Below are 23,206 nucleotides of genomic sequence, written 5' to 3'. Positions count from 1 at the left end.
GGCACTTCCGCCGGACGAGAGGCTGTTCCTCCCGCTGCGGCCGGAGACCACGTGACGGGCGGGCGGCGACCGACCCTCGAGGCCGTCGCGGCGCGGGCCGGCGTCGGCCGCGGCACCGTCTCCCGGGTGATCAACGGTTCGCCGAAGGTCAGCGCGGAGGCGCGCGAGGCCGTGCTGCGGGCCATCGACGAGCTCGGGTACGTCCCGAACCGCGCGGCGCGCGCCCTGGTCACGCGCCGTACGGACACGGTCGCGCTGTTCGTGTCGGAATCGGAGGAACGCGTCTTCGGCGAGCCGTACTTCGCCGGGATCATCCGGGGGATCAGCGCCGGCCTCGCGGACACCGGGCTGCAACTGCTCCTGGTGATCGCCCAGTCGGAGGACGAGCACGCGCGGTTCGAGCGCTACCTCACCGGCCAGCACGTCGACGGGGTCCTGCTGATCTCGCTGCACGGTGACGACCCGCTGCCCCACCACCTGGAGGAGAACGGCGTGCCGACCGTGCTCGGCGGCCGGCCCGCCGGGGTCCTGCCGGTGAGCTGCGTGGACGCCGACAACCGAGGCGGTGCCCGCCAGGCCGTCGAGCACCTCGTCGGCCTGGGACGCCGCCGGATCGGCATCATCACCGGCCCGCAGGACATGCAGGTGGGCGTCGACCGTCTCGACGGGTACCACGACGCCCTGACCGCGGCCGGGCTCACCGGCCGAGTCGCGTACGGGGACTTCAGCGAGGAGTCCGGCGAGAGTGGGATGCGCGAGCTGCTCGCCCTCGACCCGGAGCTGGACGCCGTGTTCGCGGCGTCCGACCCGATGGCGGTCGGCGCCATGCGGACGCTCAAGGAACGCGGAATCCACATCCCCAGGGAGATCGCGGTCGTGGGGTTCGATGACTCCTCGACGGCGAGGCACACCGACCCGCCCCTGACCTCGGTGCACCAGCCGCTGGAGGCGATGGGCCGGGAGATGGCGCGGCTGCTCCTCGCCCGCATCCGCGGCGAGGAGCTCGAGCGCCCCGTCGTCATCCTCGACACGCATCTGGTGGCCCGGGCGTCCTCCCTCGGCGGCGCGAAGTCCGGAGCGCGCTGAAAGCCCGTGCGAAACGCGAAACTTGGGGAAGACTGTGCCGATGCAGTCGCTTCTGGCCGGCCGGTACCGCCTCCACGAGCGGATCGGCCGTGGTGGCATGGCATCCGTGTGGCTGGCCCGTGACGAGGTGCTGGTCCGGCAGGTCGCGGTCAAGCTCATCGACCCGCACCTGGCGCGCGACCCGGAGTTCCGGGCGCGGTTCCGGGACGAGGCCCGCGCCGCCGCCGCGCTCTCCCACCCGCACATCGTCACCGTGCACGACTACGGCGAGTCCGACGGCACGCCGTACATCGTCATGGAGCTGCTGACCGGCTCGACGCTCGCCGACGTGTACCCCGTGCCCGACGCCGAGCGGGTGATCGGCCAGATCGCCTCGGCGCTGGCCGCCGCGCACGGGGCGCGGATCGTCCACCGGGACATCAAGCCCAACAACGTCTTCGTGACGTCGGCGGGGGTGAAGGTCCTCGACTTCGGCATCGCCGGTGACGCGCGGATGGGAACGCCCGACTACCTCCCGCCTGAGCACGACCTGTCGCCGTCCGCCGACGTGTACTCCCTCGGCGTCGTGTGGTTCGAGGCGGTGAAGGGCCGTCGCCCGCAGCCGGGGGAGACCCTGGGCGGTCTCCAGGCGCGCTGTGTCGCCCACGCGGCGCCGGACCGGCCCGGTGCGGCCGAGGTCGCCCGGGAGCTCGGCGTGGGCGACGAGCCCGCCGTCGATCCCGAAGCCGTCACGCCGAGAAGGGCCTCGCATCCGATCACGCGGGTGCTCACCGCGCCGGCCGTCCGGCGGCGCCGGGTGCCGGTGGCCGCCGGTGCCGCCGCCGCGGTTACGACGGCGGTGATCGCCGTGGTGCTGAGCTCCGGCGACGTCGGTCCCAGGGCGGCGATGAGCTCCCCGTCCGGTCCGGTGGCGTCCTCGGCCCAGTCCGGTGTCCCGGGACCCGCCACGCCCGTCACACCCGTCGCGACGCCGGAGAGCAGGTCCGCTGGGCCGTCGACGGAGTCTCGCATGTCCAGCCCGGCGTCCCCGCCGCCCACCACCCGGCCGGCCCGGGCCCGCACCACGCCGAACCCCGCCGACGTGATCGACGCGCTGACCCGGATGCGGCGGACGGTGGACGAGGGCATGGCCGTCCGGGAGGTCCGCGCCGACGTGGCCGTGGACCTCGACAACCTCATCACCACCCTGACGAACGAAGTGGCCGCCGGACAGCACGTCGACCTGCGGCAGCGGGTGGCGGACCTCCGCCAGAAGATCTTCACCCGGCGCAGAGAGGGCGGCCTGACCAGGGGCCGTGCCGACACGCTCCTCTCCGAGCTGCCCGCCGTCTGATCTACCGGGCGGATCCGCCGAGTCCGAGCAGGGTGTAGGCGGCCATCGTGCAGCCGTCGACGATCTCGCCGTCGCGGATCAACCGCTCCAGATCCGGCCGGGGGACCCAGCGCTGCGTCATCTCCTGCTCCTCGGGGTCGCGGTCGGCCGCCTCACCCGGCGTCAGGCCGGTCGCGAGGAAGACGTCGCAGCGCTGGCTGGTGAATCCTGGGCCGATCGCGAACGAGCCGATCCGCTCGATCGCCGCCGCGCGCAGGCCCGTCTCCTGGACCAGCTCCGCGCGGGCCAGCTCCTCGGTGCTCGTCTCCCGGTCATCGGGCCAGGTGCCCTGCGGGAACTCCAGCGACCGGCGGGAGAGCGTGTAGCGGTACTGCTCGACGAGGTGGAACCCGTCATTCTCCATCGGAATGATCAACGCCGCCGTGGGCTTGTCCACCACGCCGTAGATGCCGGGGGAGCCGTCCGGATGCCGGATGTCGTCCTCCCGAACCGTCATCCACCGGTTGCGGTACACCACGCGACTGGAGATCTGGATCATGCCGTCAGCGTCTCACGGGGACGCTCAGAGATCGCGGATCAGGTCGATGTTCGGGGTCTCCTCGGGGTCCTCGCGCTCGGTCTCGAGGAAGGCCGTGACGCACTCGACGGCGACGTCGGGGGCCAGGCGCTTCAGGCTGAGCGCCAGGACGTTCGCGTCGTTCCAGAGCCGGGCGTTCCGGGCGATCCACGGCTCCCAGGCGAGCGCGGCGCGTACGCCGGGGACCTTGTTCGCCGCGATGGACGTGCCGGTGCCGGTCCAGCACATCAGCACGCCGTAGTCGGCCTCGCCGCTCGCCACCGCGCGGCCCGCCTCCCGCGAGAAGTCGGGCCACCTGTCGAGATCGTCGATCACCCGCAGGTCGGCCACCTTGCGGAGGTGCTCGATGACGGCGCGGGTGCATTCGTTCTCGTCGTCGGCGCCGAAGACCACCTTCATACGGCCACCCTGCCACGCCGCCATGGCGTCGCGCGAGGCCGACGGCTGGTAGACATTGGGGCGTGACCGAGGAGCCCACCTGGGCGATGCAACTGGCCCTGCGCATCGAGAAGGCTTCGCCGCCGACCCATCTGGCGATCTGTGAGGCCGCGGCGATGGCCGTCGTCGGCCTGCTCACCGACCCGCGTTCGGCACCCGATGGGGAGTGGCACGACGCGGTGGCGGCCTGGGAGGCACGGCACATCCGCAAGGTGGCGCGCCGGGCCCGAGGCGCGCGCTGGGACGCCCTCGCCGCCCTGCCCGGCGTGCTGGTCGACCACGATGGCGCGCCGGCGCGGGCCTTCGTGCCCGGACCGGTCACGGAGGTGCCGCCGGAGATCTCCAGGCTTCAGGTCGGCGGCACCGACCTGGCGCGTGACGACGAGCCGAAACCCCCGCCCGAGCCGCCGTACGCCCTGGTCACGTTGAACCCCGGCGTCGGGATGACCACCGGCAAGGCCGCCGCACAGTGCGGGCACGCGGCCCAGTTGCTGCTGCGCGCCCGCGGTGAGTGGCCGGGCCTGCGGGTCCGTGTGCTTGAGGCCGACGACTGGGCCCGCAGCGTGGCCGAGGCCGACGTGACCGTACGGGACGGCGGCTTCACCGAGGTGGCCCCCGGCACGATGACCGCCGTCGCCCGGCTCATCTCGTAGCGGTCACGCGGCCGACTGAGCAGCCGCACGGCCGCCGGCAGGGCGGCGGCGGGACCGACCGTCTGCGGGACCTGGCCGTGGGCCGCGCCGATCACCGTGTCACCGAGCCGCAGTGGCGCGGCAGAACGATGAGGAGCTCCTGGCCGCGATGGACCCGGAGGGGGTGGCGACGCTCCACCGTGCCCTCGACCGGATCGCCGCCGCGACCGGCCTGCCCAGCAGATCGTCCGTGACCAGCGCGGAACCGGGGGGCACCGTGATTAGGGGACGCCCGTCCGGGTAGGCGCATCAACATGCGCGTCGTCGTGACCGGAGCGACCGGGAACGTCGGGACCAGCGTGGTCGAGGCCCTCGCACGGGACCCCGGCGTCGACTCGGTGCTCGGCCTCGCCCGGCGTGAGCCCGACTGGACGGCTCCGAAGACCGAATGGGCGGCCGCCGACGTCGCGACGGCCGACCTCGTCCCCTTGATGCGGGGCGCCGACGCGGTCATCCACCTCGCCTGGGCGTTCCACCCGACCCACGACTCCGCGGCGACCTGGCGGACCAACGTCGTCGGGAGCGCGCGCGTGTTCGACGCGGTGGCTGCGGCGGGCGTGCCGGCCCTGGTGTACTCCTCGTCGGTCGGCGCGTACTCCCCGGGCCCGAAGGACCGCGCCGTCGACGAGTCCTGGCCCACGCACGGCTGGCCCGGTGCCTCCTACACCCGGGAGAAGGCCTACGTCGAACGCGTGCTGGACGCCTTCGAGAACGCCCACCCGGACCGCCGGGTCGTACGCCTGCGGCCCGGGTTCATCTTCAAGCGGGAGTCCGCCCAGGAGCAGCGCCGGATCTTCGGCGGCCCGTTGGTGCCGAACCTCCCGGCCGGGCTGCTGCCGATCGTCCCGGACATTCCGGGCCTGCGGTTCCAGGCGCTGCACACCGCCGACGTCGCCGAGGCCTACCGCCTCGCGGCGTTGGGCGACGCACGCGGCGCCTTCAACGTCGCCGCCGAACCGGTCGTGGGCACCGCCGAGCTCGCCGAGCTGCTCGGAGCACGGCCGGTCCGTGTCCCGGCATCGCTCGTGCGCGGCGTGATCTGGGCGGGCTGGCACCTCAACCTCGTACCGGCCTCACCGGGGCTGTTCGACGCCGTGCTGCGGCTTCCGATCATGGACATCGGCCGGGCACGCCGCGAACTCGGCTGGTCTCCCCGGCACTCCTCGCTCGACGCGCTCCGGGAGTTCCTCGACGGCCTCCGCGCGGGCGCCGGCCTCCCGACGCCGCCCCTGACCGCCCACCCGCCCGGCGGCCGACTCCGCGAACTGCTGACCGGACGCCGCTGATCTCGATCCGGCCACACCGACCGCCTGCGGGTCCGGCACGTCCTTCACCCGGTCAGGCGGTGCGGACGGCGGACAGCGCCTCGAGAAGACCGTCGAGAGAGACCGGCAGCCCCGCCAGGTTCGCGGCCCGGCTCGCCCAGCCCGTGTCCGGGTGCGGTCGGCGCGCGGAATGCTCGGTAAACGTGACCGCGAAGCGGGAGGAACAACCCAGAATCTCGCGCGCGATCCCGGCTTTACCGAGCAATGCCGCCTCACCCGTCCCGGTCGAGCAGCGTTTCGCTCGCATCGGCGGCATCGGCGGCATCGGCGGCGGCCGGCGGCTCGGCACCGCGCGGGCGGACGGGGAGGTCATTCCTCGTGGCGCCGGCGTCGTCCGTGGCGGGGTCCTCACCCTCGGACTTCTTACCGGCGGATCCGCCCCTGCGGACGGTGAGGTCCTGGCGGGTCGCGTCGCTCGGGGGCTCGGCGCCGTCCCGGCGGGCGTCGTCGTCGTCCGAAGCGTCGATGTCGCGGCGGGCGGCGTCGTCTTCCGAGTCTTCCGAGGCGCCAACGTCGCGGCGGGCGGCGTCGTCGTCCGGAGCGCCGACGTCCCGATGGGTGACATCGCTCTCCCTGATTCCGGCGTCCCGGTGGCCGGCATGTCGCGTGGGCTCGGCGACGTCTCGACGGGTGACGTCGCTCCGCGACGGACCGGCGTTCCGGGGCGGGGGGTCGCCGGCCGGTTCGCCGACGTCCTCGCGGTCGGCGTCACGGCCCTGCGCCCTGAGATCCCGGCGGGTGGTGTCGCTGCTCGGACGTACGGGCGCCTGTTCGGGCGCGACCCGCGGTTCGGGCGTCGCCTCTGCCGTGGTGACGGAGGGGCCGAGCGGCGCGGCCAGGGTGGCGAGCGCCGGCTGCGGGGGAGCCGAGACCACCGCGTCCGGGGCGCCGGGACGACCGGAGACGCGCGTGGCCCCGCTCCAGCGGTAGGTCGCCGCCAGCAGCCCGCCGAACGCCACGAGGAACAGACCGTGCTCGGCGAGCCGGGGGACGTCCCCGGCGACGCCGGCGACGACCGCCAGCACCAGGAACTCCGCCAGCCACCCGGCGAGCGCGACCAGCAGCCAGACGTCGCGGCGGCGGCTCACGGCGAGGACGGCGACGAGGGTGAGCAGCAGCTCGCCGACGGCCGACACGCCCAGCAGGGCGGTCACCGCCCCGTCGCCCACGCCGAGCATCCGGGCGGCGTCGCGGTGGCGCCCGGACCAGTCGAGCAGCGAACCCACCCGCGTGGCGCCGAAGACGATCAGAAACACGCCCACCGGATAGTGCAGGCGGTGCCACCCGGCACCCGGGACCGGCGAGTGTGATCCCGCGTCGAGTTCCATATGCGCCTCTCTTCTCCTCTACCGCCGACTACCGCCGACTAAGACGTGCGCACGGCCTGCTGAGTTGGCGCAGGGCGGAACATCCCGGTTAAAAGTCTTGCCTGCGAGCATGCCGGTCGGGAGAGGAAACGTGCCACCGGAACGGACCTTCCTCACCCCCTTCGGGCGCGCGTCGGGGAAGTTCATGCGTGTTCGGTGCTGCGCGTTGCGTGGTGTACATCACATCGGAATGCTGTCCACGGTCGGGACGGATCCGTTCCAGGAGGGGTGATCCGAGCGTGTCGAATGAGACCGCCGCCTTAGCGCGGACACGCATCACATATCTCGAAAGCCTCGGCGACGAGCTCCGGGGGCGGGGCTTCGCCGTACGGCTGACGGTGCCACGGGTCGGACCACCGAGCCTGCATGTGGTGAACCCACAGGTGTCGGTTCTCGCCGAGCACATCCTCGCCGAGAACTCCGACGATGGCTGGTGGTACTGGTGGTCGTGGGCCGAGCGGATCGCACGCGTCGATGATCTCGACGTCGTCGTCGAACGCGTCCTGCGGGTGCTCGCCACAACGGGAGAGCACGACTGAGGAGGCGGTGCTGGAGGCGACGAAAGGCCTCCAGCGCCGGCGTCAGATTCGCGGCAGGCCGAGAGTGCGCTCGGCGATGATGTTGCGCTGGATCTCGCTGGAGCCGGCATAGATGGTGTCGGCGCGGCTGAACAGGTAGAGCCGCTGCAGCTCCGACAGCTCGTACGGTCCGGCGTCGGCGACCAGGACCTCGTCGCCGAGGGCCGCCACGGCGAGCTCGCCGAGCCGCCGGTGCCACTCCGACCAGTACAGCTTGGCGATCGACACCTCGGGCCCGGGCTCGCCGGCAGCCAGGGACGACATGGTGCGCAGTGCGTTCAGGCGCATGATCTCCAGTTCGATCCACGACTGGACGAGCCGGTCGCGCAGCACGGGATCCGCCGCCGCGCCGCTGCGCCGGGCCGCGGCGACGACCTGCTCGAACTCCCGCCGGAACCCGATCTGCTGACCGAGCGTCGAGGCGCCGCGTTCGTACCCGAGGGTCGCCAGGGCGACGCGCCAGCCGTCGCCGGGTGCGCCGAGGATGTTCGCCTCGTCGGTACGGGCGCCGTCGAAGAACACCTCGTTGAACTCGCTGGTGCCGGTCAGCTGGACGATCGGCCGTACCTCGACGCCGGCCTGGCGCATCGGCACGAGCAGGTACGACAGGCCGTGGTGCCTCCGGGAACCCGGCTCCGTACGGCAGAGGACGAAGCACCAGTCCGAGAGGTGCGCGAGGGAGGTCCAGACCTTCTGCCCGGTGATCACCCATTCGCCGGCGTGTGGCTCCGCCCGCGTCCGCACGTTCGCAAGGTCCGATCCCGCCCCCGGTTCGGAGTAGCCCTGGCACCACAGCTCGTCGCCGCGCTGGATCGGCGGCAGGAATCGCCGCCGTTGCTCCTCGGTACCGAAGTCGATGATCGTCGGTCCGATGAGGCCCTCGCCGATGTGGCCGACGCGGTGGGGCGCGTTCGCGCGGGCGTACTCCTCGTGGAACACGACCTGCTGTTCCAGCGTCGCGTCGCGCCCGCCGTACGCCTTGGGCCAGCCCAGGCAGGTCCAGCCCGCCTCGCCGAGCCGGCGTTCCCAGGCGCGGCGCAGGTCGAACCCCTCGTGCTCGCGTCCGGGGCCCCCGAGCCCGCGAGCCCCGGCGAACTCACCGGTGAGGTGCGCCTCGAGCCAGCCGCGCACCTCGGCCCGGAAGCCCGTGTCCATCACCGGTTCAGCCGTCGAACCGGCCGTAGGAGCCCTTGTAGAAGACGAGGGGATCGCCGTCGTGGTGTTTGTCGAGATGGTGGACCTGGGCCACGACGATGACGTGGTCGCCGGCGACGTACTCCGCCTCGACGGAGCACTCCAGCCAGGCGAGCGCGCCGTCGATCACGGGGCTGCCGCCGGGGGACTTGGTCCACTCCAGGCCGGCGAACTTGTCCCCGCCCTTCGTGGCCAACTGCAGGCAGACCTCGCGCTGCGGCTCGGAGAGGATGTTGACGCAGTGACGGCCGGCGTCGCGCAGCCGGGGCCACGTGGAGCTGGTGTGCGCGACGCAGAAGGAGATGAGCGCCGGGTCCAGCGACACCGAGGTGAAGGAGTTGGCGGCCAGGCCGGTGGGCCGGCCCGTCTCCGGATCGATCGCGGTGATGGCGACCACGCCGGTGGCGAAGCGGCCGAGGATGTTGCGAAAACGCATCGTGTCGATGTCGGTGACCTGCTCGGTCGCGCCCGGACGTGGCGTTCCGTTGGGCGAGTGGGGTGCGCGCCGTGGCGTGTTCTGGCCGGAGGATCGCGCAGCCGAGCCTCGGGGGATCGACGTGGCGGCGGTCGCGCCATCGGGCATGACCGGTTCCCTTCTCTTAGCCAAGCGCTTGCTTGGACGATAGGCGGCCCCGTCCGGGGGTGTCAAGCTGACCGGATGCCGCCCACTGCTCCACATCTCCCAGTAAAGCGTCGCCGTATCCCCCGAATTCCGGACGAGCGGTGAAATCGGCCGAAAGTCCTACGCCTCACGCACCTCAGTGTTCGGCGTTCCGGTAGACCCGCGTTGGTTGCTAGGGTTGACCGAGCGCTTGTTCAAACGACGAAGGGCGGCTCATGGGGTTGCGGGATCGGGCGGCGATCGCCGGGGTCGGGTACACGCCGTTCAGCAAGGACTCCGGCGTCTCCACGCTCACCCTCGCGATCGACGCGATCCTCGCCGCGCTGGACGACGCGGGGCTGGCCGTCGACGACGTCGACGCGCTCGCGACCCACCGTGTCGGCGACTCGACGCCGCCGTGGGTGGTCGCCCCGGCGCTCGGGGTCCCCGAGGTGAGCTGGTACCTCGACCAGTTCGGCGGGGGCAGCGTCTCGCACGCGGTGATCGGGCAGGCGGCCATGGCGGTCGCCACCGGCGTCGCCCGCACCGTCGTCTGCTACCGCGCGATCAACGCGCGCTCGGAGTTCCGCATGGGCGGCACCGGCCGCGGCGCCGCCCCGGTCTTCGACGCGCAGTACCAGGCGCCGTACGGCTACTTCGCGCCGCCGCAGCAGTTCGCGATGGCCACCCGTGCCCACATGATCAAGTACGGCACGACGCACGAGCAGCTCGGCCACATCGCGGTCGGCCAGCGCGCCAACGCCGTGAAGAACCCCCGCGCCCTGAAACGCGACCCGATCACGCTCGACGACTACCTGGCCTCCCGGTGGATCGCCGAGCCCCTCCGGCTGCTCGACTGCTGCCTGGAGACCGACGGGGCCTGCGCGGTCGTCGTCACGTCGGCCGAGCGCGCCCGGGACCTGGCCACCCCGCCGGTCCTGATCTCCGGTGCGGTCTGGGGCGGCGGCGACAGCTTCTTCTCCGGTCAGGGCGGCGACTTCACCGTCTCCGAGGCCGCGCGGATCGCCCCCCGCCTGTACGCGATGGCGGGGGTCGGGCCCGAGGACATCGACGTCGCCGAGCTGTACGACTGCTTCACCTACTCGGTCCTCGTCCAATTGGAGGACTACGGCTTCTGCGCCAAGGGGGAGGGCGGCCCGTACGCCGCCTCCGGCGCGACCAGCCTCGACGGCCCGCTGCCCGTCAACACCCACGGCGGCTTCCTCTCGGAGGGATACGTGCACGGCATCAACCACATCGCCGAGGCCGTCGCGCAGCTGCGCGGCACGGCCGGCGACCGGCAGGTGAGCGGCGCCGAGGTGGCGCTGTCGACGGCCCAGCCCGGCTACGTCCTCGCCGGCACGTCGGCGCTGATCCTCCGGACGGACGCATGAGCCTCGCCGAGCGGCCGAGGCCGCAGGTCGACCGGGACTCCGTGCCGTGGTGGGAGGCCGTCCGGCGGCACGAGCTGCTGGTCCAGAAGTGCGGCGGCTGCGGCACGCTGCGCTTCCCGCCGCGCGCCATCTGCGGCCGGTGCCGGGCACGGGAGAGCGGCTGGGTCCCGATCGAGGGCACCGGGCGGGTCGCGAGCTGGATCGTCTGCCACCAGGTCTTCATGCGGGCCTTCGCCGACGAGGTGCCGTACGCCGTGTTGCACGTCCGGCTCGACGATGCCGAAGATCTTTTCATGTACGGTGATCTCACCGAGGGTGACCCGGCCGAGGTCACGGCGGGCATGCCGGTCGAGGCGGTCTTCACCGACGTGGACGAAGACCTGACGCTCGTCCGGTGGCGGCCACGATGAGCCGCCCGGCACGTTGAGCCGTGTTTTTCGCCGGGTCGGTGTGTCGCATTGGGGGCGATCCGGTATTTTCGTGAGCCGTGGGCCGATGCCATCGCACGTCTCCGCCCAGCTCACAGGCGTCACCTGATCACGACGGCGCCCCCATATCGCGCCGCTTTCCCCCGTAGCCCAGGAGGCTGCTTGTTCTTCGGCATCATCCTCGCCTTGGTGGCGACGGTCCTGTACAACGCCGGCTTCGTCCTCGAGAAGCGGGCGCTGCGCGACCTGCCGCCGATCGACGCGCACCGGGTGGGCCACATGGTCCGCGTGCTGTGCGGCAGCCGGGCGTGGGTGACCGGGTTCCTCGTCATGGGCATGGGCCTGCTCTGCCAGGTCGGCGTCATGTCGCTCGTGCCGCTCAGCGTCGGGCAGCCGATCCAGCTCGCCGGCCTGGCGCTGCTCGTCGTGTTCTCGGCGGTGTTCCTGGGCGAGCGGACCACTTCGCGCGAGTGGACGGGGCTCGGCGTGCTCGCGCTGTCGCTGCTGCTCGTCTGCATGTCGATGGAGCCGACCCGGCTCGGGGTGCGCGCCGACACCGGCGTCATGCTGGCCGTGTCGGCGGGCACAGTCGTGCTCGGCCTCGGCGCCTTCCTCTCGGCGACGCGCTCCGGGCGCCGCACCGGGCGGCCCGTTCCCGGCGTGCTGTACGGTGCCGCCGCCGGCCTGCTGTACGGCGCGGGAGCGCTGCAGACCAAGGGCGTCGCCGGCTTCCTCGCCGACGGGTCCGGCGGTTTCATCGGGCGGACGTTCGCGTCGCCCTACCCCTACCTGTACCTCCTGCTGTCGGGAGCGGGCCTGGCGCTGTTCCAGACCGGGCTCCAGCGCGGCCGCGCCTCCATCGTGGTGCCGGTCTCGAGCGTCGTCGGCAGCGTGTACACCGTCATGGCGGGCACCGCGGTGTTCGGTGAGCCGCTGCCGCACGATCCTCTCCGGCTCGGGCTGCGGACGGCCGGGTTCGCCGCCTCGATGGTCGTGGTCGTGCTGATGCCCCGGCACGACGAGGAGCCGGTCGAGGTGCTCGGCGCCCCCGCGCTGGTCACCGACCGCATCGGCTGAGCGCCGTCGCGGTCCCGGGCCGGTCTTCCCACCGGCATGCGCCGCGCCTACGCTCGGTCCGCCCGGTTCCGCGGTGATGCGCGCTGCTCCGGCACAGTGAGGCGGTCTCGATGCCCGGATTGATGGAATTGGCACGCGGCAGCGGCCTCAGCGGGCGGCGGTGCGGGCGCGGAGGGCCTGCTTGTCGACCTTGCCGTTGACGTTGGCGGGGAGCGCGTCGACGAGCGTGACGCGCCGGGGGACCTTGTAGTTGGACATGTGCTCGCGCGCCCAGTCGATGATCTCGGCCGGCTCGACCGGGGCGGCGGGGACGACGAACGCCCAGCCGACCTCGCCCAACGTGTCGTCGGGCACGGCGACCACGGCGGCCTGGGCGATGGCCGGATGGTGGAGCAGCAGCGCCTCGATCTCGGCGGGGTAGGCGTTGAAGCCACCGACGATGAACATGTCCTTCTTCCGGTCGACGATCGCGAGGTCGCCCCGTTCGTCGAGCGTGCCGATGTCGCCCGTGTGCAGCCGGCCGTCGGCGTCCACGGCCTCCGCCGTGCGCTCCGGATCGTCCCAGTAGCCGCGCATGACGCCGTACCCGCCGACGAGGATCTCCCCGCGTTCGCCGGCCGGCAGGTCCTTCCCGTCGTCGTCCACGATGCGCACGGTCACGCCGGGCACCGGTCGCCCGGTGGTGGCGGCGATCACCTCGACCGGGTCGTCGGCCCGCGTCATCGACACGACGGTGCCCTCCATCAGGCCGTACGCGTTGATCATCCGGTCCAGGCCGACGCGCTCGACCAGCCGCCGGATCAGCTCCGGCGGCACCGCCGCCGCCCCGCAGATCGCCACCCGCAGCGAGGACACGTCACGGCCGTCCAGCTCCTCCAGGATCCGGTGGAACAGCGTCGGCGGACCGGCCAGGACGCTGATCCGGTCCCGCTCGATCATGTCCATCAGGGCGTCGGGCGCGAACACCGAGATCGGCATCATCGTCGCGCGTTTGAGGACGCAGGCCAGCAGCCCGGCGTTGATCCCGAATCCGTGGGAGAACGGCGCGATGATCGGATAACGGTCGTCCGCGCGCAGCGTGACGATCGACGCCCAGTCCCAGTAGCCGCGCAGCAGCTGCGCGTGGGGCAGCATGACGCCCTTCGGCGCGCCGGTCGTGCCGGACGTGGCCATGACCTCGGCCAGGTCGTCCGGGCGTACCGCCAGCGCGCGCTCCTCGGCGTCCGCCACCTCCTCGCCGCCCGCGAGGAGGTCCTCGTACGAGAGCGCCGGCGGCCGGGCTCCGGTCCCCGCCAGGGTGACGACTTGCCGCAGCTCCGGCAGGTCGCCGAACGGGCGGCCCCCGACCGGCCCGCCGCAGGTCTCCTGCAGTGCGCCGAGGTAGGAGAAGCCCAGGAACCCCTCGTCGACGAAGAGCGCCCGCGCGCCGGTCCTGCGCAGCATGGCGGCGGCCTCGATCCCGCGGAACCGCGTCGACAGCGGCATGATGATCGCCCCGGCGTCCCAGACGCCGTACGCGATGACCGCCCAGGCCGCGGAGTTCGGCGCCCACACGGCGACCCGGTCGCCGCGCTGGACACCGAGCGCGATCAGGCCCCGGGCCACGCGCGCGGCCTCCTCCCGCAACGCGCGCAGCGTCAGCGTCGTGTCGCCGTCCACGACGACCACGTCATCCGGATGGCGCACCGCCTGATCGCGCAGCATCCGCGGGATCGTCCCCCAGTCCGGCACCGGTTTCATGACCTGCCTCCGCTCGGAAAACGGGCCGGGTCACTCCGCGACCGCTGACCGGTCACGGCCGAGATGGTGGCCGCGCAGATCGGTGACCGAACCCGGCCGGGCCTGCTCCGCGACGTCGTCCTCGACGACGACCTCGATGGTCACCGGGGTGATCGCGACGAGGGCCTGGTGGATGCGCGACCGCCACATCGGGCTCTTCACGAGCGTCGCGCGGTTGAACGTGACGTGCAGCGCGGCGGCGTCGAGCGTGCCCTCGCGGGCGGCGCGCAGGTCCCAGTGGGCGATGCCGTCGATCCGGGACAGGGCCTCGGCCACGCGCGGGATCGACAGCCACCGCCCTCGCAGGAGGATGTGCTCGCCCACGGTGTGCTCCGGAGCGGGAATCCCCGCGCCCTCGGTCAGGCGCACGACCTGCCCGGTGCGCAGCGTCGTGCCGGCCAGCGTGGAGTGCCAGGCGGGAGTGACCACGATCTCCGCCGTTCCGGGCGGGTACGGCGGCTCCAGCAGCACGTCCTTGCCGATCGGCGCGAGGCCCAGCAGGCCGTCGCGGGCCGGGGTGTACGCGGCGTCGCGCGGGGACCGGTACGCCGACGGGAGCCCGAAGTACGGGTCGGCGTACAGCTCGCCCACCTCCGCCTCGAATTCGGACGCGAGCTGTCCGGCGGTGCCCGGCGACGGGATCTCGCCGGTGAGCAGGACCCGGCGCAGGCCGAGGTCGAGCGGGTCGAGGAGGAACTCCAGGTGCAGCCGGGCGAGCAGGTCCATCGCCCCCGTGGGCGTCGCGACGAGGGTGGTGGCCCGTACGGCCTCCAGCGCGTGGTGCAGGCGCAGCCGCCCCCGGGGCCCCGGAGCGGCCGCGGCCTGGGCGATCTCCGCGCACGCCTGCGCGATCAGCGTGCCGGTCGCCTCGCCGTCGTTGCCCAGCGCGACCACGACCCGGTCGGACGGGCCGACGCCCGCGGCGCGCAGCGTCGTCGTCGCGATGTCCAGCGCGGCCGCGCGGTCCCCGGCGGTCAGCGGCACCACCACGTCGGCCTCGGGGGAGACGAGCAGCAGCCCCGCCGCGTCGCGGGGAGTCGCGAGGGCGCCTCGGGTGCTCCAGGTCATGCGCTCTCCTTCGGTCAACCCATCACCTCGTCCATGAACAGCCGCATCGATCCGGTCACGTGCTCGTTCGCCAGGCCGCCGACCTGGGCCTGGAGGATGAGATCGGTGGCGCCGGCGGCCTGGATGCGCTCGACGGCCTTACGGGAGCCCTCGACGTCGTCCACGACGACCATGTGGTGCTCGCGCAGCGTCTCCATGGCCTCCTCGGGCGGCAGGCCGGCCGCGAGCTGGCCCAGCACCCGATGCGTCGCGTGCCGGGCGTCGTAGTAGTCCGGGGGAGTGACGAGGTTCACCTGGCGGCGGATGTACCACAGGATCGCGTCGGCGGCCCTGGAGATCGCCTCGTCCTTCGACGGCGCGACGTGCCAGGGGATCATCAGCGCGACACGCCGGGTCTCCGGGTCGAACCCACTGCTCGCCAGGCACTCCTTGTACTTGGCGATGTCCTCGGCGACGTCGTCGAGGCCCTTCAACATCGTCATGCCGAGCAGGTTGTAGCCCTTGCGCGCCGCCGCGAGGTAGCCGTCGAGCGAGGTGGAGGCGACCCAGACCGGCGGATGGGGCTCCTGCGCCGGGCGCGGGTAGACCGCGACGCCCGGCACCTCGAAGAACTCGCTCGACCGCGTGACCGGCTCGCCGTCGGCGTTCCAGATCGCCAGCACCGCATCGAGGGTGTCCTCCCAGATCTGCCGGGACTGCTCGAAGGGACGCTGGAACGCCTGGTACTCCAGCGGGGACGCCCCGCGCCCGGTGCCGAACTCCACCCGCCCGCCGCTGAGGACGTCGAGGGTCGCGACTCGTTCGGCGGTGCGGACGGGATGCTGGAACGGCAGGAGCACGACGCCCAGGCCGAGGTGGATGCGCTCGGTCCGCTGCGAGCAGGCGGCGAGGACGAGGTCGGGCGCGGACGAGTGGGAGAACCCGCGCGTGAAGTGGTGCTCCACGAACCATGCCGTGTCGTAGCCGAGGCGGTCGGCCAGAACGACCTGGTCGATGACGTTCTCGAAGGCCCGCCGCTCGACCTCGCGGGTGCGCCCGCGCACCTCGAGCTCGTAACCCACGCTGACCCGTAGGGACATCACGCCTCCGGCAGTGTGCTGCTCCAAAATGACCAAGCGCTCGCTTGGGAAGCGTAGCAGCGGGATCGTACGGCAACAAGCCGTGAGAAGCGGTCACGCGGGTGCGACGTGTCGAGTGGGCCGGACGGATTCCGCGGCCCCAAGGCCAGGTCAGGGCCGGGCGGATTCCGGGGAGTCGGGAACCGGGGGAGCGGGGGCGGCGCAGACCATCGTGAGCGACGGGGTGTACAGCGACGTTCCCAGGTCGCCGAACGTCTTCCGCAGGCGGAGGCGTGTCCCGTCGTCCTCGCCGACCTTGACCGCCAGCCAGGCGAGCCAGCCGGCGCCGATGACGCCCCAGAAGGACACGAGCCGGTACAGGGCCACCGCCGCCCCGGCCGGGACGGCGAGTGCTCCGAAGGCGACCAGCGACGCCGCCAGGCTCGCCTCGATCGCACCGAGCCCGCCGGGCAGCAGCGGCAGGACACTGCCGGCGGCCTGCGCGGCGAAGTACGCGAGCGTGACGGCGTAGAGCGGGGTGTGCACGCCGACCGCGCGCTCGGCGGTCGCGAGGGAGAGGATGTCGAACGCCCAGTTCAGTACGGCCATCAGGCCGAGCACGCCCCAGTCGCGTGGGCTCAGGCGCAGCGCGCCCCGGCCCTGCCACATCTCGGTGAGCGGAGCCATGAGCCGGTGCCGCAGCAGCGGACCGAAGGCGCGCAGCGCCAGGCGGTTCACCGCTCCCCGCTTCCAGTTCCAGAGCAGGACGAGCGCGCCCGCCGCGCCCACCAGGGACGCCAGACCCGTGATGGCGAACGACCGGGAGTTCGGTTCGGCGATCAGCGCGGTCAGGCCGACGGCGGCATAGCCGAGGTTCATCACCACGCCGCCGAGCACGATCACGGCCGTCGCCGACCGCGCCGTGGCTCCGGCGCGGCGGAACTGACGAAAGCCGAACGCCACGCTGACCGCCGGACCCACCGGGAGCGTCGTCGAGAGCGCGTTGCCCGCGTACGTGATCTGCAGCGCCCTGGGCAGCGACATCCGGACTCCGCCCGCCCGCAGCAGCCGTCGCTGCACGCGCGTGAACATGCTCATGGAGGCCAGCTGGGTGAGCACCACGACGGCCAGCCAGCCGGGGTTCGCGTGCGCGGCGGCGTGCACCAGGGCTCCGGCGTCGGGCAGCTGGTCGCGGAACGCCCAGGCGGCCACGCCGATCGCCCCGAACATGGCCGCGCGCCCCGCCCAGCGCAGCCACCGGCGCCGCGCCGACGGGCGCGGCACCGATGAGGTCTGGGCAGGCGTCAGGGAAATGTCGATCACTGGGGGGCACCTCGTGGGGAGTCTCCTCGGAGCAACGAGCCGCGTCCGGGCCGCATTCCCGGCGACCGCCGTCCGGGCCGACCGGAGGCCGGGCCGGACGGCGGCCACAACCCCACGGCTGCGGCCGGCCGGGCGCGGTGGGACTCCGGGCTGCCGACCAGCGGGCGGTAGCAACCCCAGGGCCGTGGCCGGCCGGGTGGGGTGGAGGGGTCCGGGCGCTCCCGGGCAGCGGGCGGCTAGAGCCCCACGGCCGCGGCCAGCCGGGCGCGGTGGGACTCCGGGCTGCCGAACAGGCGCGCGGACGCGGTCGCCCGCTTGAAGTGCAGCTGGGCGTCGTGCTCCCAGGTGACGCCGATGCCGCCGAGGACCTGGATCGTCTCGCCCGCCGCGTGGAGATGGGCCTCGGCGCAGTACGACGCCGCGAGCGCGGCGTACACCGGCAACGACTCCGGCTCGTGATCGGCGACCCGCGCGGCCTCGTACGCGGCCGAACGCGCCGACTCGACGCGCAGCAGCACGTCGGCCAGCTTGTGCTTGATCGCCTGGAAGGAGCCGATGGGCCGGCCGAACTGGACCCGCGTCTTCGCGTACTCGACCGCCGTCTCCAGGCACCACTGCGCGCCGCCCACCTGCTCTGCGGCGAGCGCGGTCAGGGCGATGTCGCGCAGGCGGGTCACGTCTCCGTCGATCGGCTCGGCCGGTGTGCGGTCGAACCGCAGGCGGGCCAGCCGCCGTGTCTGGTCGAGCGTCACGTACGGGGTCCGCGCGACGTCCGCGCCCCGTACCGCGTACACCCGGCCGCCGGCCGCGCAGACGATCACGTCGGCCAGGTGCCCGTCGAGGACGTACGGCGCGGTGCCGGTCAGGCGATCGCCGTTCGCCGTGAGGTCCCCGTCGAGGACGACGGTCGCGATGAGGGAACCGTCGGCGATCCCGGCGAGCAGGTGCCCGTCGCGTACGGCGTGCGCCGCCAGGACGGCCGTCGCCAGGTACGGGACGGGGGTCAGCGCCCGGCCGAGCTCCTCACAGACGACCGCGAGCTCGCCGAGCCCGCACCCCGCCCCGCCGTGCTCCTCGGGAACGGCCAGCCCGGTCAGCCCGAGTTCGCCGGCGAGCCGCCGCCACAGCGCCGCGTCATGCGCCGCCGGGTCGGCCATGAGCCGCCGTACGGCGGTGGGCGGGCACGCTTCGGCCAGGAAGGCGCGGACGGTCGCTCGCAGGTCGTCGAGTTCGTCGCTCACCGGAGGATGATAACCAAACGATTGGTCAAGAGATAAGGGCTGATCACCGTGATCGCGGCGTACTGAGGAGCCGCATCTGCCGGTGACCATGCTGAACGGCCGCTCCGCGGGCAGCGCGAGGCCCGGCCGGCGACGCCTCAGTAGCCGCGCGTGCGGCGGGCGGCGGGACGGGCGCCGCGACCGGAGACGCCCAGGCCGACCCGCTGGAAGGCGCGCACGAACTCACCGCCCAGGTTCACCCCCGCGCCGAGGGCCAGCGCGATGGACATCCCGCCGATCAGGCTCAGCACGCCGTCCTGGGGCAACCCGAGGTTCAGCTCGATCATCCCGCGGTACAGCGCCGTGCCGGGCAGCAGCGGCGCGATCGAGGGCACGATGTACGGCAGCGCGGGCTCCTGACGGCGGCGGGCCAGCAGGTTCCCGAGGAGCCCGACGAGGATCGCGCCGACCGCCGAGGCGAGCACCGGCGTCACGCCGGCGCCGCGGGCCAGGACGTACACCACCCAGATCAGCGCGCCGCCCAGTGAAGCGGCGGGCAGCACCCGTCGGGGGACGGCGAGGGACACCGCGAACGTCAGCGACACGGCCGCCGCCGCGATGACCGTCACCGGCAGCAGGGCGACGGGAGCCGAGGGCAGGTCGCCCACGTCGACCTGGATGCCCAGGCGAACGGCGAGGTACACGACCATGCCGAGCCCCGACACGATCGCCGCCACGATGAAGAACACCTCGAGCAGCCGGGCGCCCGCGCTGATGAGATCGCCGGTGATGCCGTCCTGGATGCTGGCGACGAGCGGCCGTCCCGGCAGCAGCGCCAGGATCGCGCCGGTCACGATGGCCGACGCGTGGGCCGGGGCGCCCACCGCGAGCACCAGCGAGGCGCTCGCCGCGCCGATGGCGGCGGCCACCGTCAGCTGGAAGAACTCCGCGACGCCACGACGGGCCAGGGCGGCCGCGGTCCGGTCGCCCAGGACCGTGGCAACGAAGGCCGTGCCGGCGACGAGCGGGCCGCCGCCCACCATGACGCTGGCGGAGGCGGCGATCAGGCCGAAGCAGACGACGATCAGCCAGGGCGGGTAGGGCGGCGGCATCCGCTTGATCTCCGCGAGCCGGCGGTGGGCCTCCTCGACGTCCAGAACGCCGAGAGAGGCCTCCAGGACTAGCGAGTGCAGCGCGACCAGGCGCCAGTACGCGGGAAAGCGGCGCCGGATCGCGCGCCCGCCGGTCACCGGCAGCGCGCCGTTGCCAGGGTGGACGTTCACCGTGATGACGGTGAAGCTGACCGCGACGTCCGCGCGGGGCAGCTCGTACGCCACCGCGAGGCTGAGCATCGACTCGTTCACGCGTTCGGTGGCCTCACCGCTGGCCAGCAGCAGCTCGCCGACGCGCAGGACGAGGTCGAGGGCCCGAGGAGAGACGGAGTCGCCGGCCTCCTCATCGGGAGGTTCGGCGGACACCTCGCCCATCAGCGTCCGCCACGTGTCCCGGAGTCGATTCGCCGCCACACCCATAAGTCGGCCCGTAACCTCCAATATCGGTCGTCCCGGGCAGGCTATCGCTCAGGGGGAAACGGACGGCTGTTTCTCAAGGGGAAACGGGCGGCTAACGCTCCGGCTTGGGAGACAGGGCGCTCGAGGGAAGGCCCGGGAAGGCCTCCGTCGGCGGCGAACCCCGCCAGCGGACCGCGCGCACCGCGGCCTCCTGCATCGCCAGGGCGGCGTAGCGGCGAACGGCCGGATCGCTCACCCCCGCGAGCACCGCGTACCCCGCGACCACGCCGTCCTCCAGCGCGGCGGCGAGTCGTGCGGCGCCGCTCGCGGACGTGACCTTGAACGGCAGCCGGTAGGCGGCGGCCGCGGCCACCGGACGGCCGCCGGCCGCCTGGACGTAGCCGCGCAGGCGGTCGCGCCGGGCGCGATGGGCGTTCCACATCTGTGTGACGCTCTGGCGCTGCGCCGGCGAGACGTGACCGCCGAGAACGCCGTATCCGAAGACGGCGACGTGCTCGGCCGCGAGCGCCGCCTGCAGCGCGGCCACTGTGTCCTGCGCGCCCATCACACGCCTCCGGCCAGGGCCTGGGCGTGGCCGGCCTCGCAGGCGCCGATGGAGGCGAGCAGCTGGGCGAGCCCCGGGCCGGCCCGGCGTACGTCGTCGGCGCGGGCCGTGGCGGCCTTGTGCTCGGCGGACCGCAGCGCCGCGAGGGCGCGTGACTCACCGTCCGGCGCCGTGGCCGTGGCCCCGGGGGACGGTGGCGCCGTGCCGGTCTTCGTGCCGGGGACGTAGTGGCGTCTCAGGACCGCGAGGTGCTGCGTGTGGTGGTCGTGCAGCGGCTTGAGCCGGTCGGCCAGCGTCTGGTGCGCGCCGAGCACCGCCTCGTACAGGGCGATGAGGGCCGTCTCGCTCGCGATGGCGGCGGTCAGCACGGACACGTCGGGACCCGGCACCGGAGCCTCCGCCTGCCCCACACTGGTGCATCCGGCCAGCGCGGTCAGCGTCGCCGCGGAGCCACCGAGCATCACCGCGCGCCGCGTGGGATTCGAGAACCGCAGCGCGTCCAAGCGTGCCTCCGTTCGTGATCTCTTGCACTCCGCTGCGCAAGCATTCCACAAGGCTGTACCCGGCTGCTGGCGATGCGGGCACCCGGCCCCCTCGGCTGTGGATAGTCTTGGGTGCGGAGTGGGCGCATCGGGCGGCCACCGTCCCATCAGGCATGAAGGAGGCCCACATGAGCGTGGACGGCCGCCATGGCAGCGCTCAGGCGGGCCGGCGCGGGTCCGGGCACGAGACGCGGGCCGCGCTGATGCGACTACTCGAACCGGTGGTCGCCGGTGCCGGGTTCGACCTCGAGGACGTCATCGTGACCCCCGCCGGCAAGCGCCGGCAGGTGCGGGTCATCGTCGACGCCGACGGAGGGATCAGCCTCGACGGCGTCGCGGACGTCAGCCGGGAGATCTCTGCGCTCCTCGACGACAGCGACGAGATGGGCTCCGGGCCGTACGTCCTGGAGGTCACCTCACCGGGCGTCGACCGGCCGCTCACCCAGCCACGGCACTGGCGGCGCGCTGTCGGCCGTCTCGTCCGCGCGACGCTCTCCGAGGACGGGGAGATCACCGGCCGGGTCACGAGCGCCGACGACACGACCGTCGTTCTGGACGGTGACGGCCAAGAGCGCCGGCTGGGTTACGACGAGCTCACCCGCGGACTGGTCCAGGTGGAGTTCAACCGCCGGGGCGATGACGCCGCCGGCGACGAGGACTAGGGGGGAGGCCTCGTGGACATCGACATGACGGCCCTGCGGAGTCTCGAGAGTGAGAAGGACATCTCTCTCGATCTCGTGGTCAAGGCGATCGAGGAAGCACTGCTCATCGCGTACCACCGGACCGAGGGCGCGGCGCCCAAGGCACGCGTCGAGCTCGACAGGAAGACCGGTCACGTCACCGTTTGGGCGACGGAGACCGACGAGGAGGGCGTCGGCGTACGCGAGTACGACGACACACCGACCAATTTCAGCCGGATCGCGGCGACCACCGCGAAGCAGGTCATCCTGCAGCACCTGCGCAACGCCGAGGACGAGCTGACGTTCGGGGAGTACGCCGGGCGCGAGGGCGACATCGTGGCGGGCGTGATCCAGCAGGGCAGGGACCCGCGCAACGTCCTCGTCGACCTCGGCAAGATCGAGGGCGTGCTCCCTCCGGAGGAGCAGGTGCCGGGCGAGAGCTACGAGCACGGCGAGCGGATCCGTTCGTACGTCGTGCAGGTCAAGAAGGGGCACCGCGGGCCGCTGATCAAGCTGTCCCGCACCCATCCCAATCTTGTGAAGAAGCTGTTCGCGCTCGAGGTCCCGGAGATCGCCGACGGCACCGTGGAGATCGCGGCGATCGCCCGCGAGGCCGGCCACCGCACGAAGATCGCCGTACGGTCCCGGAAGTCGGGGGTCAACGCCAAGGGCGCCTGCATCGGGCCGATGGGCAGCCGGGTCCGCAACGTGATGCACGAGTTGCACGGCGAAAAGATCGACATCGTCGACTGGTCGGACGAACCGGCCGATTTCGTCGGGAATGCCCTGTCTCCGGCGCGGGTTAACCACGTCGAGGTCGTCGACGCCGAGGGGCGCGTCGCCCGGGTGGTGGTCCCCGACTACCAGCTGTCCCTGGCGATCGGTAAAGAGGGGCAGAACGCCCGTCTGGCCGCCCGGCTCACCGGGTGGCGGATCGACATCCGGCCGGACACCGAGGCCGGGTCTTCCACCGAAGGGGAGCATGCGGCAGGTCCCGCCGACGCGTCGACGCGGTAGACTCATGAATCGTGGCCGAGCGGCCCCGCGGCGCACGTGTGTGGGCTGCCGGGTTTGCGCGGCCAAGTCCGACTTGCTACGCCTGGTCGTGATCGAGGGCTCCATCGTCCCCGATCCGCGAGGGCGGCTGCCGGGCCGGGGTGCCTCCCTGCACCCCGATCAGGCATGTCTCGAGCTGGCTGAGCGTCGTCGGGCGTTCTCGCGGGCGTTTCGCCTGCCGGGTCCGCTCGACGTCAGTGCGCTACGGCACTGGCTCGAGTCACAGCAGGGCGGTTCTGTAAGCGACGTCTAGTCGGAAGCAGGTCGAGATTGCTATGAGCGCTCGATGAGCACGCAGCGATGATTACCGCAAG

At 72.8% G+C, this 23,206-nt stretch carries 26 protein-coding genes; 12 read left to right on the top strand and 14 right to left on the bottom strand.

The window, feature by feature from the left end:
* Nucleotides 1-51 precede the first annotated feature (51 nt).
* On the top strand, nucleotides 52-1,086 hold the full coding sequence (locus NE236_RS16005; RefSeq protein ID WP_252842760.1) for a LacI family DNA-binding transcriptional regulator: 1,035 nt from the start codon (nucleotides 52-54) through the stop codon (nucleotides 1,084-1,086).
* 40 nt (nucleotides 1,087-1,126) lie between these two features.
* A complete protein-coding gene (locus NE236_RS16000) occupies nucleotides 1,127-2,419 on the top strand; it encodes a protein kinase domain-containing protein (RefSeq protein WP_252842759.1) in 1,293 nt (430 codons plus the stop codon).
* A gap of 1 nt (nucleotide 2,420) precedes the next feature.
* On the opposite strand, the gene NE236_RS15995 is transcribed toward NE236_RS16000, so the two are convergent.
* Both NE236_RS15995 and NE236_RS15990 read right to left on the bottom strand, forming a co-directional pair.
* Nucleotides 2,421-2,957, bottom strand: coding sequence for an NUDIX domain-containing protein (locus NE236_RS15995; RefSeq protein ID WP_252842758.1), 537 nt, complete (start codon nucleotides 2,955-2,957; stop codon nucleotides 2,421-2,423).
* 24 nt (nucleotides 2,958-2,981) lie between these two features.
* Nucleotides 2,982-3,395: an RpiB/LacA/LacB family sugar-phosphate isomerase gene (locus NE236_RS15990; RefSeq protein WP_252842757.1), complete on the bottom strand. Its 414-nt coding sequence runs from the start codon at nucleotides 3,393-3,395 to the stop codon at nucleotides 2,982-2,984.
* 62 nt (nucleotides 3,396-3,457) lie between these two features.
* On the opposite strand from NE236_RS15990, the gene NE236_RS15985 reads away from it, so the two are divergent.
* From NE236_RS15985 to NE236_RS15975, 3 genes are all read left to right on the top strand, one after another.
* Entirely contained in the window at nucleotides 3,458-4,087 is a 630-nt protein-coding gene (locus NE236_RS15985; RefSeq protein ID WP_252842756.1) for a peptidyl-tRNA hydrolase, read from the top strand.
* Nucleotides 4,088-4,199: 112 nt separating this feature from the next.
* Nucleotides 4,200-4,370: a hypothetical protein gene (locus NE236_RS15980; RefSeq protein ID WP_252842755.1), complete on the top strand. Its 171-nt coding sequence runs from the start codon at nucleotides 4,200-4,202 to the stop codon at nucleotides 4,368-4,370.
* A gap of 10 nt (nucleotides 4,371-4,380) precedes the next feature.
* Nucleotides 4,381-5,412 carry an SDR family oxidoreductase gene (locus tag NE236_RS15975; protein ID WP_252842754.1) on the top strand — a complete coding sequence of 344 codons (1,032 nt, stop codon included), beginning with the start codon at nucleotides 4,381-4,383 and terminating at the stop codon, nucleotides 5,410-5,412.
* Between the two features lie 52 nt (nucleotides 5,413-5,464).
* On the opposite strand, the gene NE236_RS15970 is transcribed toward NE236_RS15975, so the two are convergent.
* Together NE236_RS15970 and NE236_RS15965 are read right to left on the bottom strand one after the other, a co-directional pair.
* Nucleotides 5,465-5,656, bottom strand: coding sequence for a hypothetical protein (locus NE236_RS15970; RefSeq protein WP_252842753.1), 192 nt, complete (start codon nucleotides 5,654-5,656; stop codon nucleotides 5,465-5,467).
* Nucleotides 5,657-5,663: 7 nt separating this feature from the next.
* Nucleotides 5,664-6,779, bottom strand: a complete 1,116-nt coding sequence (locus tag NE236_RS15965; RefSeq protein WP_252842752.1) for a hypothetical protein — start codon at nucleotides 6,777-6,779, stop codon at nucleotides 5,664-5,666.
* Nucleotides 6,780-7,057: 278 nt separating this feature from the next.
* Here NE236_RS15965 and NE236_RS15960 point away from each other — a divergent pair, with 278 nt between their 5' ends.
* Nucleotides 7,058-7,357, top strand: a complete 300-nt coding sequence (locus tag NE236_RS15960) for a hypothetical protein (RefSeq protein WP_252842751.1) — start codon at nucleotides 7,058-7,060, stop codon at nucleotides 7,355-7,357.
* Nucleotides 7,358-7,399: 42 nt separating this feature from the next.
* On the opposite strand, the gene NE236_RS15955 is transcribed toward NE236_RS15960, so the two are convergent.
* Both NE236_RS15955 and NE236_RS15950 read right to left on the bottom strand, forming a co-directional pair.
* Nucleotides 7,400-8,551, bottom strand: coding sequence for an acyl-CoA dehydrogenase family protein (locus tag NE236_RS15955; protein ID WP_252842750.1), 1,152 nt, complete (start codon nucleotides 8,549-8,551; stop codon nucleotides 7,400-7,402).
* A gap of 7 nt (nucleotides 8,552-8,558) precedes the next feature.
* The gene (locus NE236_RS15950) at nucleotides 8,559-9,026 is read right to left on the bottom strand and encodes a flavin reductase family protein (protein WP_252842820.1); all 468 of its coding nucleotides are present in this window, start codon (nucleotides 9,024-9,026) and stop codon (nucleotides 8,559-8,561) included.
* A gap of 401 nt (nucleotides 9,027-9,427) precedes the next feature.
* Here NE236_RS15950 and NE236_RS15945 point away from each other — a divergent pair, with 401 nt between their 5' ends.
* The 3 genes from NE236_RS15945 to NE236_RS15935 all read left to right on the top strand — a co-directional run bounded on the left by NE236_RS15945 (nucleotide 9,428) and on the right by NE236_RS15935 (nucleotide 12,090).
* Nucleotides 9,428-10,585: a thiolase C-terminal domain-containing protein gene (locus tag NE236_RS15945; protein ID WP_252842749.1), complete on the top strand. Its 1,158-nt coding sequence runs from the start codon at nucleotides 9,428-9,430 to the stop codon at nucleotides 10,583-10,585.
* Nucleotides 10,582-10,995 carry a Zn-ribbon domain-containing OB-fold protein gene (locus tag NE236_RS15940; RefSeq protein WP_252842748.1) on the top strand — a complete coding sequence of 138 codons (414 nt, stop codon included), beginning with the start codon at nucleotides 10,582-10,584 and terminating at the stop codon, nucleotides 10,993-10,995. The genes NE236_RS15945 and NE236_RS15940 overlap by 4 nt, the downstream gene beginning before the upstream one ends.
* Before the next feature lie 180 nt (nucleotides 10,996-11,175).
* A complete protein-coding gene (locus tag NE236_RS15935; protein WP_252842747.1) occupies nucleotides 11,176-12,090 on the top strand; it encodes a DMT family protein in 915 nt (304 codons plus the stop codon).
* A gap of 147 nt (nucleotides 12,091-12,237) precedes the next feature.
* Here the strand turns inward: NE236_RS15935 and NE236_RS15930 are convergent, their stop codons facing one another.
* The 8 genes from NE236_RS15930 to NE236_RS15895 form a co-directional block, all read right to left on the bottom strand.
* Nucleotides 12,238-13,830 (bottom strand): AMP-binding protein, encoded by a 1,593-nt coding sequence (locus NE236_RS15930; protein ID WP_252842746.1) that lies wholly within the window; start codon nucleotides 13,828-13,830, stop codon nucleotides 12,238-12,240.
* A 30-nt stretch (nucleotides 13,831-13,860) separates the two neighbouring features.
* Complete coding sequence (locus NE236_RS15925; protein ID WP_252842745.1) at nucleotides 13,861-14,937, bottom strand: phenylacetate--CoA ligase family protein; 1,077 nt, start codon at nucleotides 14,935-14,937, stop codon at nucleotides 13,861-13,863.
* 14 nt (nucleotides 14,938-14,951) lie between these two features.
* Nucleotides 14,952-16,019 (bottom strand): LLM class flavin-dependent oxidoreductase, encoded by a 1,068-nt coding sequence (locus NE236_RS15920; protein ID WP_252842744.1) that lies wholly within the window; start codon nucleotides 16,017-16,019, stop codon nucleotides 14,952-14,954.
* A 147-nt stretch (nucleotides 16,020-16,166) separates the two neighbouring features.
* Entirely contained in the window at nucleotides 16,167-17,318 is a 1,152-nt protein-coding gene (locus NE236_RS15915; protein ID WP_252842743.1) for a lysylphosphatidylglycerol synthase transmembrane domain-containing protein, read from the bottom strand.
* Nucleotides 17,319-17,554: 236 nt separating this feature from the next.
* Nucleotides 17,555-18,559, bottom strand: coding sequence for an acyl-CoA dehydrogenase family protein (locus NE236_RS15910; protein ID WP_252842742.1), 1,005 nt, complete (start codon nucleotides 18,557-18,559; stop codon nucleotides 17,555-17,557).
* 137 nt (nucleotides 18,560-18,696) lie between these two features.
* Nucleotides 18,697-20,070 carry a threonine/serine exporter family protein gene (locus NE236_RS15905; RefSeq protein WP_372494352.1) on the bottom strand — a complete coding sequence of 458 codons (1,374 nt, stop codon included), beginning with the start codon at nucleotides 20,068-20,070 and terminating at the stop codon, nucleotides 18,697-18,699.
* Nucleotides 20,071-20,161: 91 nt separating this feature from the next.
* On the bottom strand, nucleotides 20,162-20,614 hold the full coding sequence (locus tag NE236_RS15900) for a ferritin-like domain-containing protein (RefSeq protein WP_252842740.1): 453 nt from the start codon (nucleotides 20,612-20,614) through the stop codon (nucleotides 20,162-20,164).
* The gene (locus NE236_RS15895; protein ID WP_252842739.1) at nucleotides 20,614-21,117 is read right to left on the bottom strand and encodes a hypothetical protein; all 504 of its coding nucleotides are present in this window, start codon (nucleotides 21,115-21,117) and stop codon (nucleotides 20,614-20,616) included. The genes NE236_RS15900 and NE236_RS15895 overlap by 1 nt, the downstream gene beginning before the upstream one ends.
* A gap of 167 nt (nucleotides 21,118-21,284) precedes the next feature.
* Between NE236_RS15895 and rimP the strand changes: the two genes are divergently transcribed.
* Genes rimP through NE236_RS15880 form a run of 3 tightly spaced genes read left to right on the top strand, consistent with a single transcriptional unit; the run spans nucleotide 21,285 to nucleotide 23,145 of the window.
* Nucleotides 21,285-21,818: a ribosome maturation factor RimP gene (rimP, locus tag NE236_RS15890; protein ID WP_289850429.1), complete on the top strand. Its 534-nt coding sequence runs from the start codon at nucleotides 21,285-21,287 to the stop codon at nucleotides 21,816-21,818.
* A 12-nt stretch (nucleotides 21,819-21,830) separates the two neighbouring features.
* The gene (nusA, locus tag NE236_RS15885) at nucleotides 21,831-22,853 is read left to right on the top strand and encodes a transcription termination factor NusA (RefSeq protein ID WP_252842738.1); all 1,023 of its coding nucleotides are present in this window, start codon (nucleotides 21,831-21,833) and stop codon (nucleotides 22,851-22,853) included.
* Nucleotides 22,819-23,145, top strand: coding sequence for a YlxR family protein (locus NE236_RS15880; protein ID WP_308209103.1), 327 nt, complete (start codon nucleotides 22,819-22,821; stop codon nucleotides 23,143-23,145). The genes nusA and NE236_RS15880 overlap by 35 nt, the downstream gene beginning before the upstream one ends.
* Nucleotides 23,146-23,206: the final 61 nt, after the last annotated feature.

It is taken from the genome of Actinoallomurus purpureus, from assembly GCF_024055795.1.
GTDB lineage: Bacteria > Actinomycetota > Actinomycetes > Streptosporangiales > Streptosporangiaceae > Actinoallomurus > Actinoallomurus purpureus.
The sequence above is the reverse complement of the archived record's forward strand: the minus strand, read 5'-3'. Positions and strand labels throughout refer to the sequence as shown.

Excerpts from the sequence above, each read along its gene's own strand:
- NE236_RS15975 (WP_252842754.1), top strand. The coding sequence starts at position 4,381 with ATGCGCGTCGTCGTGACCGGAGCGACCGGGAACGTCGGGACCAGCGTG.
- NE236_RS15880 (WP_308209103.1), top strand. The coding sequence starts at position 22,819 with ATGCGGCAGGTCCCGCCGACGCGTCGACGCGGTAGACTCATGAATCGT.
- NE236_RS16000 (WP_252842759.1), top strand. The coding sequence starts at position 1,127 with ATGCAGTCGCTTCTGGCCGGCCGGTACCGCCTCCACGAGCGGATCGGC.
- NE236_RS15900 (WP_252842740.1), bottom strand. The coding sequence starts at position 20,614 with ATGGGCGCGCAGGACACAGTGGCCGCGCTGCAGGCGGCGCTCGCGGCC.
- NE236_RS15965 (WP_252842752.1), bottom strand. The coding sequence starts at position 6,779 with ATGGAACTCGACGCGGGATCACACTCGCCGGTCCCGGGTGCCGGGTGG.
- NE236_RS15955 (WP_252842750.1), bottom strand. The coding sequence starts at position 8,551 with ATGGACACGGGCTTCCGGGCCGAGGTGCGCGGCTGGCTCGAGGCGCAC.
- rimP (WP_289850429.1), top strand. The coding sequence starts at position 21,285 with ATGAGCGTGGACGGCCGCCATGGCAGCGCTCAGGCGGGCCGGCGCGGG.
- NE236_RS15990 (WP_252842757.1), bottom strand. The coding sequence starts at position 3,395 with ATGAAGGTGGTCTTCGGCGCCGACGACGAGAACGAATGCACCCGCGCC.
- NE236_RS15930 (WP_252842746.1), bottom strand. The coding sequence starts at position 13,830 with ATGAAACCGGTGCCGGACTGGGGGACGATCCCGCGGATGCTGCGCGAT.
- NE236_RS15925 (WP_252842745.1), bottom strand. The coding sequence starts at position 14,937 with ATGACCTGGAGCACCCGAGGCGCCCTCGCGACTCCCCGCGACGCGGCG.
- NE236_RS15905 (WP_372494352.1), bottom strand. The coding sequence starts at position 20,070 with ATGGGTGTGGCGGCGAATCGACTCCGGGACACGTGGCGGACGCTGATG.
- NE236_RS15995 (WP_252842758.1), bottom strand. The coding sequence starts at position 2,957 with ATGATCCAGATCTCCAGTCGCGTGGTGTACCGCAACCGGTGGATGACG.
- NE236_RS15950 (WP_252842820.1), bottom strand. The coding sequence starts at position 9,026 with ATGCGTTTTCGCAACATCCTCGGCCGCTTCGCCACCGGCGTGGTCGCC.
- NE236_RS15940 (WP_252842748.1), top strand. The coding sequence starts at position 10,582 with ATGAGCCTCGCCGAGCGGCCGAGGCCGCAGGTCGACCGGGACTCCGTG.
- NE236_RS15945 (WP_252842749.1), top strand. The coding sequence starts at position 9,428 with ATGGGGTTGCGGGATCGGGCGGCGATCGCCGGGGTCGGGTACACGCCG.